This window comes from Sphingomonas sp. NFR15, assembly GCF_900103265.1.
Taxonomy (GTDB): domain Bacteria; phylum Pseudomonadota; class Alphaproteobacteria; order Sphingomonadales; family Sphingomonadaceae; genus Sphingomonas; species Sphingomonas pollutisoli.
Window position 1 is genome coordinate 240,552 of record NZ_FMWX01000007.1, and the last position, 12,559, is coordinate 253,110.

Annotated in this window: 11 protein-coding genes; 4 read left to right on the forward strand and 7 right to left on the reverse strand. The window is 68.2% G+C overall.

Annotated elements, in window-relative coordinates; all coding sequences use genetic code 11:
* The first annotated feature begins 60 nt into the window (after positions 1–60).
* Complete coding sequence (locus BLS81_RS16270; protein ID WP_093225422.1) at positions 61–831, forward strand: SDR family NAD(P)-dependent oxidoreductase; 771 nt, start codon at positions 61–63, stop codon at positions 829–831.
* A gap of 3 nt (positions 832–834) precedes the next feature.
* On the opposite strand, the gene BLS81_RS16275 is transcribed toward BLS81_RS16270, so the two are convergent.
* Positions 835–2,262 carry an LTA synthase family protein gene (locus BLS81_RS16275; RefSeq protein WP_093225424.1) on the reverse strand — a complete coding sequence of 476 codons (1,428 nt, stop codon included), beginning with the start codon at positions 2,260–2,262 and terminating at the stop codon, positions 835–837.
* Between the two features lie 309 nt (positions 2,263–2,571).
* Between BLS81_RS16275 and BLS81_RS16280 the strand changes: the two genes are divergently transcribed.
* On the forward strand, positions 2,572–3,810 hold the full coding sequence (locus BLS81_RS16280) for a capsule biosynthesis protein (RefSeq protein ID WP_093225510.1): 1,239 nt from the start codon (positions 2,572–2,574) through the stop codon (positions 3,808–3,810).
* A 177-nt stretch (positions 3,811–3,987) separates the two neighbouring features.
* Here BLS81_RS16280 and BLS81_RS16285 read toward each other — a convergent pair whose 3' ends face one another.
* From BLS81_RS16285 to BLS81_RS16310, 6 genes are all read right to left on the reverse strand, one after another.
* Positions 3,988–5,001 carry an SMP-30/gluconolactonase/LRE family protein gene (locus BLS81_RS16285; RefSeq protein WP_093225425.1) on the reverse strand — a complete coding sequence of 338 codons (1,014 nt, stop codon included), beginning with the start codon at positions 4,999–5,001 and terminating at the stop codon, positions 3,988–3,990.
* Entirely contained in the window at positions 4,998–5,486 is a 489-nt protein-coding gene (locus tag BLS81_RS16290) for a cupin domain-containing protein (protein ID WP_143023374.1), read from the reverse strand. Before BLS81_RS16290 ends, BLS81_RS16285 begins: the two co-directional genes overlap by 4 nt.
* On the reverse strand, positions 5,483–6,619 hold the full coding sequence (locus BLS81_RS16295; RefSeq protein ID WP_093225427.1) for a Gfo/Idh/MocA family protein: 1,137 nt from the start codon (positions 6,617–6,619) through the stop codon (positions 5,483–5,485). Before BLS81_RS16295 ends, BLS81_RS16290 begins: the two co-directional genes overlap by 4 nt.
* A gap of 177 nt (positions 6,620–6,796) precedes the next feature.
* Entirely contained in the window at positions 6,797–7,474 is a 678-nt protein-coding gene (locus BLS81_RS16300) for an HAD-IA family hydrolase (RefSeq protein ID WP_093225513.1), read from the reverse strand.
* Positions 7,475–7,506: 32 nt separating this feature from the next.
* Positions 7,507–9,300, reverse strand: coding sequence for a diguanylate cyclase (locus BLS81_RS16305; RefSeq protein WP_093225428.1), 1,794 nt, complete (start codon positions 9,298–9,300; stop codon positions 7,507–7,509).
* 63 nt (positions 9,301–9,363) lie between these two features.
* Positions 9,364–11,277, reverse strand: a complete 1,914-nt coding sequence (locus BLS81_RS16310; protein WP_093225430.1) for a CocE/NonD family hydrolase — start codon at positions 11,275–11,277, stop codon at positions 9,364–9,366.
* Positions 11,278–11,381: 104 nt separating this feature from the next.
* Between BLS81_RS16310 and BLS81_RS16315 the strand changes: the two genes are divergently transcribed.
* Both BLS81_RS16315 and BLS81_RS16320 read left to right on the forward strand, forming a co-directional pair.
* The gene (locus tag BLS81_RS16315; RefSeq protein ID WP_176787201.1) at positions 11,382–11,618 is read left to right on the forward strand and encodes a hypothetical protein; all 237 of its coding nucleotides are present in this window, start codon (positions 11,382–11,384) and stop codon (positions 11,616–11,618) included.
* 13 nt (positions 11,619–11,631) lie between these two features.
* Positions 11,632–12,549: an iron-containing redox enzyme family protein gene (locus tag BLS81_RS16320; RefSeq protein WP_371128297.1), complete on the forward strand. Its 918-nt coding sequence runs from the start codon at positions 11,632–11,634 to the stop codon at positions 12,547–12,549.
* The last annotated feature ends 10 nt before the right edge of the window (positions 12,550–12,559 follow it).

Here is a 12,559-nt window from a genome sequence, read left to right on the forward strand (position 1 = left end):
ATAAGACTGGGACCGAATGCATAAGAGCAACACTTTCAATGTCGCTAGCATGACGGGCCAATGACGCCCCCGAACCATATCCTCATCACCGGCGCGTCGGGTGGCTTGGGTGGCGCGCTAGCGCGACAGTATGCCGCGCCAAGCCGCAGCCTGCTGCTATGGGGGCGAGACGCGGCGCGGCTGGAGGGGGTCGCCGCCGCCTGCCGCGCGGCGGGCGCGCGCGTCGTGATCCGCATGCTCGACCTTTCGGACAGCGGCGCCGCCATCAGCGCATTGGACGAGGACGACGCCACGAATGCGATCGACCTCGCGATCTTCGCGGCGGGACTCGGCGATACCCGCGCACCCGGCGCGCTGGTCGAGGACGCGGCGCAGGTGGCGCGGCTCGCTCTCGTCGATTTCGTCGCGCCGGCGGCGTTGGCGGCGGCGCTGGCGGATCGCATGGCACGTCGCGGCGGGGGCGGGATCGTCCTGATCGGATCGGCGGCGGCCTTCCATGCCTTGCCCTTCGCGGCGGGCTATGCCGGATCGAAGGCGGGGCTGGCGCGCTTCGCCGAGGCCCTGCGGATCGGGGTGAAGCCGCACGGGGTCCGGGTCACCCTCGTTTCGCCAGGCTTTATCGATACTGCGGCGGCACGGCGCACGCCCGGCCCCAAACCGTTCCTGATGCGCCCGGCCGATGCGGCCGCGCGGATCGCACGGGCGGCGGCGCGGGGGCAAGCGCACGCGATCCTGCCATGGCCCTTCGTGTGGCTGCGCTGGTTCGACCGCCTGCTGCCCCGCGCCTTGCGCGACCGCCTGCTGCTCAGCCTCACACCGCCCGAGGTGTGAGCCTCACAAGACGCTGCGCAAGACCGCGTGGTGCAGTTCGTCGGGCGTCAGGTCGATCCGGCCCGGCCCCCGCATCGGTACGCCACCGGCGGCGAAGCGCATCATCACATAGGGCGTATGTCGCGCGCCTCCGGGCATGCTGACGCCGGGGATGCTCGGCCGATGATCGCCGAAGAACACGAGCAGCGCGGGGCGGCCGTCGGCGGCGAGCCGTTCGACGAGGTCGCTCAGCATCGTGTCGCTGCTGCGCGCATGCTGGAGATAGGCGTCGAGCCCACCCGGCGACCCCGGTACGCGACCGGCGTCCCACGGGCCGTGATTCTCCATCGTCACCGCGTAGAGCAGGGTCGGCGCCTCCGCCGTCTCGGCGAGGTCGCCGAGTTTCGCGCCGAGAGTACGATCGTCGACATAGCGGCCGGCGCCCGGCGGTATCGGGGCGAAGCCGTCCTCGCCGATCACCCGGTCGAACCCGATCGCGGGCATCAGCCGGTCGCGCCCGTAGAAGCCCAGATCGTGCGGGTGGACGAAAATGCCGCGATACCCCGCCGCGCCCAACCGCGCCGGCAGCGCGAGCGTCGTCTCGCCGTGCGCGGTCAGGAACGGATCGTAGCGGCGGAAGCCGAGCTCGGCCTCGCTGCGGCCGAACAGCACGCCATATTCGGTTCGCATCGTGTAGGCGCCGAATCCGCTCACCGCGAGATCGCCATGTTGCCATGCGCCGACGCGCGCGCGCGTCAGGCCCGGCAGGGCGAGGCTCGCGTCGCCGCCGATCTCGACCGGGTCGACAAAGGATTCGCACTGCACGATCACGATCAGTTCGGGCGCGGCGGGGGCGGTCGCGGCACGGGGCGGGCAGGGCGGCGGGTCGGCGGTGTCACGCCAGCGCCGCCAATAGCTCACCAACGTCGCGATCAGGCCGAAGCGCAGCAGGTCGCGTTCCAGGTCGGGTACGCGCATCGCGTCGCCGAGCGCACCCTCGCGCAGCATCAGCCACAATCCGCCGCTGGCCGCCAGCAACATCACCGCGCCCGTCACATGCGGCGACGCCTCCAGCGAGATTAGCGAGATCAGCGCGACCAGCGCCGCCGCCGCACCAAACGCCATCAACACGCGCTGTCGGACCGAAATCGCCGTGAAATAGAAGCGCGGGTGGCGCACCACCGCCGCGAGCAGCGCCAGATCGGTGAAGACCAGGGGCTCGCCGAGCATCTTGTATTTGGCGTTCGATGCCACCGTGAACAGCGCCATCAGCGCGCAGCCAAGCACCGCCGCCACCGCCGCGTTCCCCGCCAAGGTGAGGAACAGCCCGAATGTCGCCGTCACCACCAGAAGGTGCAGCGCCACGCCGAGACCGTGGCGCCCGCGAATCGGGCGCGGACGCACTATCGAGTCGAGCAGCAACGACCCGACCAGCGTCGCCAGCAAATACATCACAGCCTTTGCCACAATTGGTCGCGTTGCCAGCCTCGATTATGCCACGCCGCGCGCCCAAAAGAGAGAACGACGCGGCGGCTATAGCGGCGGTCCTTGTGGCTGTCACCGCGCCGTGACTTGAAAGACCAAGCGCGATCTATATGGCCGCGCGCACCGGCGACAATTCCAGGGAAGTGCCGGGCACGAAGAAGGAATGTTTGATTGCCCGAACTGCCCGTCCAAGCACCGGCGCTGATTCCGCAGGTCGCCGCGCCCGGCGTCCCGCAGCCGCTCGCGCAACGCAATATCCTGCTGTTGCAGGGGCTGATGGGGCCATTGTTCCGGCGGCTCGGGCAGGCGCTCAGCCGCGCGGGCTACGGCGTCCACAAGGTCAATTTCAATGGTGGAGACCGGCTGTTCTGGCGCCTGCCGAACGGGATTGAGTATCGCGGCAGCGCGGAGGGCTGGCCGGAGGCGCTCCGGCGGATCATCGCCGAGCGCCAGATCACCGACGTCGTGCTGTTCGGCGATTGTCGCCCGCTGCATATGGCAGCGATCGCGCTGTGCCGCGATCTGCACGTTCCGGTCCACGTCTTCGAGGAAGGCTATATCCGGCCCGACTGGGTCACGCTCGAACTCGGCGGCGTGAACGGTCATTCATCGCTGCCGCGCGATCCGGCCTGGTACCGTGCCGAGGCCGCCGCGCTGCCGCCGGTGGCCCAGCATCACCCGGTGCCGTCCTCGTTCCAGCGGCGCGCGCTGGAGGGCCTCGCCTATAACGCCGCCGATGTGTTGACGCGCTGGTACTATCCCTTTTGGGAGAATCACCGCCCCTGGCACCCCTTGGTCGAGGGAATGGGCTGGGCTCGCCGGCTGCTGCGCCGCAAAGCGGCGGCGGCGCGGGCGCAGGAGGTGCTGGCGAAACTCGCTGCGGGCAAGCCGCGCTACATGCTGTTTCCGCTTCAACTCGATTCGGACGCGCAGATTCGGTTGCATTCTTCCTTCGCCGGCATCGCCGATGCGCTGCGCATGGTGATCGCCTCGTTCGCCGCTCACGCGCCTTCCGACATGCGGCTGGTGGTGAAGGAGCATCCGCTCGACAACGGCGTACGCGATTGGCGTATGGAGACCGCCGCTCTCGCCAAGTTGTATGGCGTCGGCGACCGGGTCGATTATCTTGAAGCCGGCGATATCGTGCCGATCGCGCGCGATTCGGAAGGCGTGGTGACGATCAACAGCACCAGCGGCACCCTCGCGCTGGCGCTCGACGTGCCGGTGATCGCGCTCGGGCAGGCGGTGTACGATATCGAGGACGTGACCTTCCAGGGCCGGCTCGACGATTTCTGGCGCGACCCCGGCAAGCCCGATGCCGAGACGTTCGCCGCGTTCTGCCGGGTGCTGATCGACCGCTGCCTGGTGGCCGGGGGGTTCTTCTCGGACGAGGCGTTGGACAAGGTAACGCAGGGGGTGCTCGCCCGTTTTGAAGCCGGGAGTCCGCTGAAGGTGGCGGCGCCGCAAAGCCGACTGACCTACGGACAAACCAAAATCCCTGCGGCGGAAAGCTAGAGCGGGTTGCGATCAGACGGCAGCATGGTTCGCACGACCGAGGGCGTTCGAGCATCTTTGCGGCGGGAAGGCGTTGACGAAGGAGCCGCCACGGTCGCACAGGGTTTCTCCCGTTCCCGCCCCATCAAATGCCGAGACCGGGCGCCTAAAGCCCGTGCGGCCCACCGGCGGTTCCGGTCACGCGCCGTTGCCGCCACGCAACCTCAGGCGCAGCACCCGGTCGCTGGCGGTCATGAACAGCGTCGCGCCATCCTCGCCGAACGCGCAATTGGCGATCGCCTTGCCCGACACGATCAGCCCCAGCGGCTCGGCTTGCGGGCTCAGCACCATCATGCCGCCGGGCACCGAGCAGAACAAAATGCCGTTTCGGGCTACCTTCATCCCATCGGGTAGGCCGGGGGCGTCGCCCGTCCGTAACGGTGCGGCGTCGAGCCAGACACGCGCTGCGGTGGGCGTGCCGCGTGCGTCGAGATCATAGACCATGATCCTGGGCGCGGTCTCGTCCGAGACGGACACATAGAGCCGGCGTTGGTCGGGCGACAGCGCGACGCCGTTGGGACGGGTGAGCGTGCCATCGATCAGCGCGACCTTGCCGCCCGGCGACCACATATAGACGCCGTTCTGCTTGGCTTCCTTGAGCGGCGAAGTATCGCCATCGGCAAAGCCATAGGGCGGATCGGTAAAATAGATCGCGCCGCTTCTGGCGACATGCAGATCGTTCGGGCTGTTGAAGCGCGCGCCTTCGAAACGATCGACAAGGACGCGACGCCGCCGCGTCTTGAGGTCGAAGCGATCGATGCTGCGGCCGCCGCTGTTGGCGATCAGCAGCGCGCCGTCATGCGCGAGCGCGAGCCCGTTTGATCCCGGCTCGCGCACCAGTTTGGGATCGGTGCCCGCCGCACCCGAAGGCGACAGGAACGGCGTCACGCCGCCGTTGCGCGTCCAGAGACGCATCAGGTTGGCGGGCGGGTCGGAGAACAGCAATCCCGTGCCCGGCACCCACAGCGGCCCCTCCGCCCAGCGGATGCCGGTGGCGATCGTCTCGATCGTGCTGTCGGGCGCGATGATCCGGTCGAGGGCGGGGGACAGCCGTCGCACGTGCGGGGTGGGAGCGGCGGCGAAGCCCGGCGTCGCGACCAGCGCCGCGCCGGCGGCGATGAAGCCGCGGCGGCCGATCGGATAGCCGCTCATTTCGCCGCCCGCGGCAGCTTCATGCCGAGCAGCACCAGCTTGCCGCCGGTAATGCCGAACCAGTGCGGCGTGCCGGCGGGGATCAGGATGACGTCGCCCGGCTTGAGATCGCGGGTGGTGCCGCCCTCAATCCGGCTGCCTTCGATCATCCCGGACTTGGTGGTGACGGGATCAACCATCCGGCCGCCGGAGACGAGCGTTCCCGCGCCTTCGATGACGGTGGTATATTCCGCATCGGTCGGGTGGGTCGCGGGCTTGCCCGGCGCCGTCCAATATTCGAGCGCGGCGATCGTCTGCCCGTCACGCAGCAGCGGGCGCCAGGCGAAATGCTGGTCCGGCTTCATCTCGCGCGCCATCGTCGCGACTTGCGCCCGAATGTCGGCGGCGCTGGCGAGGCCGGTCGGATCGGCAGGCGCCGTCTGGGCGAGCGCTGGCGCGGCGGTCGCTACCAGCGCGAGCGCCGCGATGTAGCGGAGCGCCCTCATGCGCGGCCGTCCAGACGGATCGTGCGGCCTTCGCGCGCCGAGCGGTAGATCGCCTCGACGATCCGCAGATCGCGCAGCCCCTCCTCGCCCGAGACGATCGGTTCGCGGTCGGTGAGGATGCACTCGGCGAGATGATCGAGTTGGCCCGCGAACTGGGTCCCGCGCGGCCCCGGCGGCGGGGTCAGTTCGCGTTCGCGCCCGTGGCGCCCGGTCCACATATGGTTGCCGTCGTAGCGGGTCGCGGGTTCGAGCTCGATCCGACCGGTGTCGCCCATCAGCAGGATGTGGTTTTGGTTGGCGCTGTACATTGATTGGCATCCGGCGATCGCGCCCGAGGGGAATTCGAGCGTCCATTCGATCATGTCCTCGACCTCGTGGAAGCGCGGATCGTTGCGGTCGGTCGATTCGCGAGCGGTCACCGCGATCGGCTCTTCACCGGTCATGTAGCGCGCGGCCTGGAGCGAATAGACGCCCATGTCCATCAGCGAGCCGCCGCCGGCCAGCGCGCGCTTGAGCCGCCACTTCGACGGATCGCGCTGGACGAAACCATGTTCGGAGCGGACATAGCGGATCTTGCCCGCTGCGCCGGCACGCGCCAGCCGCATCGCTTCGAGGTTGAACGCCTCGAAATGGCAGCGATAGCCGATCATCAGCTTGCGCTTGGCGCCCTTGCACGCCGCGATCATCGATTCGCATTCGGCAACCGAGATCGCCATCGGCTTCTCGCACATCACATGCTTGCCGGCCTTGGCGGCGCGGATCGTATATTCGGCATGCATCGAGTTGGGCAGGCAGACGTAGACGATATCGACGTCGGGATTGTCGCGGATGCTGTCGAAAGTGGCGTAGGAATAGACCGCGCTGTCGCTGAGCCCGTGCTCGGCCGCGACCTTGCGCCCCTTGGCGGCATCGCCGGTGACGACCGCGGCGAGCCGGCTGTGCGTGCAATTCACGAACTGCGGGATGATGACGCCGAGCCCATAGGTGCCGAGCCCGACGATGGCATAGCCGAGCTTGCGCCCGCCCGGCAGCGGCACCGGCGCGCCCTGCGCAAGCGCGTGCGGCGCGAGCGCGACGGGAACGATCGAGCCGATCGCGGCGGAAAGCAGGAAGTCGCGGCGTCCAAGATCCATCGGGCGTATCCTCTCACTGGCGCGCCGGGCGTCCGCCGGCCCTCTCGTTGCGCAAGCTCTCGGGCCTGCTGCGAACACGCCGCCGATCGCGGGGCGAACCCCCGGCCGGACGCGTGTGCGGCGTTGGTAGCGCGAACATGCGGGGGAGTACAAGCGCCGGTTGGGGCGCCGGGACGCTCAGCGCGCCGTGCCGGCCCGCAGCATGGCCATACCTTCTGAGTGCGCGGTCGTGAGACCGCGATAGTCGCGAATGCTGGGATAATCGGTGGCGAGCGGATGCGTGTGCGTGGCGGTGATGACGACGACGTCCGCGCCGGCGGCGCGGCCGGAGGCGATGCCCGCCGGTGCATCCTCGAACACGAGGCATTGCGTCACATCGACATCGAGGCGCCGTGCCGCCTCGATATAGCAATCGGGCGCGGGCTTGCCGTTGGCGATGTCCTCGGCGGTGATGAACAGGGGCGGCGGCACCAGTCCCGCCGCCGCCAGCCGCGCTTCCGCCAGCGTACGGGTGGCCGAGGTGACGATCGCCCAACCGTCATGCGGCAGGCCGGCGACGAACTCGGCGGCACCCTGGATCGCGCGGACGCCTTCGAGATCGGCAAGTTCCTCGCGGGCGATCCAGTCCGCCTCCTGCCGAGGGTCGATACCGGGAATACCGAGCCGGCGGATCGTCTCAAGCGTCTGGACGCCGTGGATGGTCGGCAGGATCTCGATCGGATCGAAGCCGTGGAGCGTCAGCCAGCGCGACCACACGCGCTCGGCGGATTCGATCGAGGTCAGCAAGGTGCCGTCCATGTCGAACAGAAGCGCCTTGAAGCGGCGATCGGAATAGGGAATGGGGGGCTTGGTCATCGCGCCCGCGTTCCCCGGAAATGGCGCGGAGATCAAGTGTCGCGTGCTACCACGGTCGCGACCTGATCGCGGCCGCCGCGCTTCGCCCGCAGCAGCGCAGCGTCGGCGGCCTGCACGAGGCGGTCGGCAGCGCATTGTTCGGGCCAACTGGCGACGCCGATCGACGCGGTGACCGGGCCGAGATCGCGGTCGTCATGCCGCACCGCCAGGTTCGCGATGCGCGCGCGGATATCCTCGGCGCGCACGCGCGCATCGGCGACGCCGAGCCCCGGCATGAGCAGCAGGAACTCCTCGCCGCCGTACCGGAACGCGAGATCCTCGCTGCGGATGGAGCGCTTGAGCGCCTCGCCGACCGCGCGCAACACGGCGTCGCCCGCGTCGTGCCCGTGTTTGTCGTTGAAGCGCTTGAAATGATCGACGTCGATCATCGCGCAACTGACCGGCGTGTTGGTCCGCGTGGCGACTGCCAGGCTGGCCTCGAACGCGTCGTCAAGCTGGCGGCGGTTGGAAAGGCCGGTGAGCGGATCGACCATCGCGAGCGCGCGCAACGCGTCGCGCAGCCGCAGATTGTCGAGCGCGAGGCCGACATTCTCGGCGAGCATCTTGAGGTAATTCTCGTCCGGGCCGATCTCCGCCGTGTCGCCGCGGCGTTCGAAGTACAGCAGCCCGAGTATGCCGTTCTGGCCGATCAGCGGCAGGCAGATGCTGTCGACCAGCGTGTCGCCGTCCTGCACGACATGATCGCACGGCACGTCGATATGATTGCCCGCCGGCCGATGCTGCCGCCCGCGCCGCAGCCCCCAGCACGCCATCGGCACGAATTCGTCGCGCGAGCGGACCGGGCCGAGCCAATGCGCCGCGACCTGCATCACGTTGCGCTCGGGATCGAACAGGTAGAAGCTGCCGGCGAGGCGTGGCGCCACTTCGGGCGCGAACCGGTCGATCACGCCGGTCAGGTCCGCCACGCTGTCGCAGCGCTGCATCCGCTGCGTCATCCGCGACAGCAGATCGCGGACGGCGCGATCGGCATCGCGCTCCTTCTCCAGCCTTTGCCGGACGATGCCGTTCTCGCGGAAGCCTCGCAGCGCTTGGGCCATGTCGCCGATCTCGTCGACCTGCGGATAATGCGGCCATTCGGTGGCATAGTCCTGCGCGGCGAGCCGGGTGACGACATCGCTCAGCCGCACGACCGGGCGCAGCACGCGCTGGCGGAATACGAAGAACAAAACGCACAGAAACACGAGGCCGGTGAGCCCGAGCACGATCTCCGAAACGCGGCGCCACGTGCGCGACGCCGAGACGGCGAGGTCCACGGCGGCAGCGGTGCGCTGATCGATACGGTCCTGGAAATGCTCGACGCTCGACTGGATGCGGTCGAGTTCGCGTTCATATTCTGGCGAAAACAGGATCGCCAGCGCCGCCTGCTGATTCCCGCGCGCGCGCGCCTCGATCGCGGTGGCTTGTTCGCCGCGCAGCGCATCGGCCCAGTGCAGCGTCTCATGGAGCGCGCGCAGCTCGGGCGCGGTCGCGCCGGCGTCGCGGATCGCGGCGGTGCGCGTCTCCACCGCTTTCAGCAATCCCGACTCGCGGCGATAGGCGATCAGATCGGCCTGGCTGCCGCTGATCGCGAACTGGCGGGCGAGGCTGCTCAACTGCGCGACGTCCTCGTCGATGGTCGAGGTCGCCTGGTCGAGATCGGCGCGCTGGACCATCGCGACGCGTTCGCGCTCCTGGGCGGAGGAGGCCAGCAGCATCGTGCTGCCGGAGGCGAGGGTCAGCAGCACGGTGATGCCATATGCCCAGTTGGTGATGGTCGCGAGCCGCATGGCTGTCTTATACTCTGAGGATCATGATGAAGCGTTAAGCGCGGTTCGCGATATGGCGGAGCGCTATTTCGCGGGGGCGTCCACCACCGGCAGTTCGATCGCGCTGGCCTGTGCCGGCGAATGGATTACGCGGATCGTCGCCTTGCGGTAATCCTGTGGCCTCGCATCGAAGATATTCGGCACGAAGGTTTGCGGGTTGCGATCGTAAAGCGGGAACCAGCTCGACTGGATCTGCACCATGATGCGGTGGCCGGGCAGGAAGACGTGGTTCACGTTGGGCAGGGCGAAACGGTAGCCGAGTGGCGCGCCCGGGGTGATCGGTTTGGGATCGGAGAAGCTCTCGCGGTAGCGGCCGCGCAGGATGTCCATCGCGACCGGCAGTTGGTAGCCGCCGAGTTCGGGCTTCTCGGCATATTCGTCGGGGTAGACGTCGATCAGCTTGACGACGAAATCGCCGTCGCTGCCGGTCGTCGAGGCGATCAGATCTGCGACCGGCGCGCCGGCCAGCGCGACCGGGCCATCGAGCGGTGCGGTCTGATAGGTCAGCACGTCGGTGCGGTCGGCGAACGGGCGCTGGTCGTCGACCAGCCATTGCCGCCACGTCGATCCGGTCGCGTAGGTCGGGCGGATCGGGCGAAGCCGGTAGGGGATCGGCTTGGCCGGGTCCGACACATAATCGTCCGCGCCCTCGGCGGTGGGCGCGCTGAAGGCGAGCCCACCGCCGGCCTGAAGATACAATTTCCGCGTCGGCGCCGCGCAGCCGGTCGCACAGGCCGAGGGCCAGCCGGGCAGCCGTTGCCAGATGTTGGTGCCGGTCTGGAACGCGGTGACCGGCGCGATGTCGGCGGGGGTGCCGCCGGTCTTGAGCGCGCCGTCCAGGAACGGGATCAGCACGTGGTGGCGAAACCACGCGCCGGTATCCGAGCCGAAGCGGATCGCGCCCAAGCTGTCGCCGGTGCCGCTCCAGCCGCCATGCGCCCACGGCCCCAAAGCGAGATGGTTGACGTGGTTCGGATCGTTCTTGCTGACCGCTTCATAGGCCGCGACCGCGCCGTACATATCCTCCTGATCCCATTGGCTGGCGATCCACAGCGTCGGCACGGTCTGGGGCTGCTTGGGCAGGATCGTCTCGAGCGCCTGCGCTTGCCAGTACGCGTCATAGGCGGGGTGATCGTGCAGATCCTTGACGACCTGGATCTGGTCGAGTCTGCGGCTCTTGACGAAGCCGCTGGCGGAGCCGGCGCGCAGGAAGGTGTCATAGTCGTCGTACGCGTCGCGCCACAGATCATCGCCTTCGCCGCGCGCGGTATCCTGGCTAAAATAGTAATCATATCCGATCTGGCGGAACGCGCCGCCGTGGAAGTCGTCGTCGCCCATCCAGGTGTTGATGACCGGGTTCATCGGCGCGGCGGCTTTCAGCGCGGGGTGGGGGTGGACCAGCGCCATCGCCGCCATCATCCCGTCATAGCTGGTGCCGAGGATGCCGACGCGGCCGTTCGATTCGGGCACATGTTTGGTCAGCCAGTCGATCGTGTCATAGGCGTCGGTCGAATGATCGACCTTTGTGCCGTTGAGCGGGCCGATCAGCGGGCGTTCGTTGACATACTGGCCCTTCGAACCATGTTTGCCCCGCACGTCCTCGAACGCCAGGATGTAACCGGCCTTGAGGAACTCGGCGAAGGCCGCACCGACCAGCATCACGCCGTGGCTGCTCTCGGCGCGGCTGGTCGCCTTCTCGGCGCCATAGGGGGTGCGCTCGAGCAGGATCGGCGCGTCGCGCGTGCCTTTGGGGACGATCAGCACCATGTGCAGCGTGACACCGTCGCGCATCTTCACGTCGACTTCGCGGCGGTCGTAGTCGAACGTGGTCCGGACCGGCGTGAACTTGGCCGGGATGCCGTTGGGCAGGGTCTGCGCGCCACTCGCAGTCGCCATCGTCAAGGCCGCGCCGGCCAGCAGCTTCCCGAAAGTCTTCATATGCGTCCTGTCCTCAGTCTCGTCCCGACGTGCCACAGCGCGCGGGTTTCGCACAGGCGGATTTCGGCACGGCGATGCCGCTAGAGCAAGTCGCCCCGGACGGCATGCTCGAACTCGACCGGATCGTGCGCGCGCAGGACATGCATTCCGGCGGTGGGCGATCGACAGGCCGCGGACCCACCGCCGGTTGGCGAGGCGGGCGTGTGGTTTTCAGAGATCGGGAGGTTCGCGACCCGCCCCGCCGCGCCGATGGCTTGACGTATATCAACGCGATTGTGGCGCGGGACTCCGCCCCTGAAAGCAACTTCGGCGAAGTCGGTTCGTTGGAGCGGCAAGACTGAGAGGATCGATCCCTTGCTTCATACTCTAGATCAAGGCGTGCCCGCCAGCACGTCGCAGTTCCTGACCGACAGTTTCCAGCGCGGTCTCGCCCGCTGGAACCGGGAGCGGCTCCAGCCCGGCTTTCCGAGCGCGGACTGGCAGGGCCAGTTCGAGCGCGACAGCCGCATGTTGCGGCTGGAAGGTGCGTTCCTGGAGGAACTGCGCGCCGAAATCCGCGACGAGGCGGCCGCCGCGCCGACCGATGTCGAAGGGTTCATCGCCTGGTTCGAAGAGCTGAAGGCGACTGGACCGGGGCAGGGCGATCCGCTTTTCCCGTGGCTTGCCGAACATGCCACGCGCGACGAACTGCGCTGGTTCTTCGAGCAGGAGGCCGCCGGCGAGGCCGGGTTCGATGATCTCGTCGCCTATACGCAGGTCAAGCTGCCGACCGCCCCCAAGATGGAGCTCGCCCGCAACTATTGGGACGAGATGGGACGCGGCAACGCCAAGGGCATGCACGGCCCGATGCTCGATGCGCTGGTCGAGACGCTGGAGGTCAATCCGGTGATCGAGAACACCGTGTGGCAGAGCCTCTCGCTCGCCAATGCGATGACTGCGATGGCGACGACGCGGCGCTATGCGTGGCATTCGGTGGGTGCGCTCGGTGTCATCGAACTCACCGCACCGGCGCGCGCCGCCTACGTCGCGCAAGGTCTGCGCCGCATCGGCCTGTCCGATCGCGAGCGCCGCTACTTCCAGCTCCACGCCGTGCTCGACATCAAGCATAGCGAGGACTGGAACCGCGAGGCGCTGCGCCCGGCAGTGGCGGAAGACCCGCGGCGCGCGACCGCGATCGCCGAAGGCGCGCTGATCCGGCTGCGCTGCGGCGAGCGTTGTTTCGATCAGTATCGCGCGTCGTTGTGGAACGGCGGCGACCGGTCGCGGGGGTGATTGCGGCGCA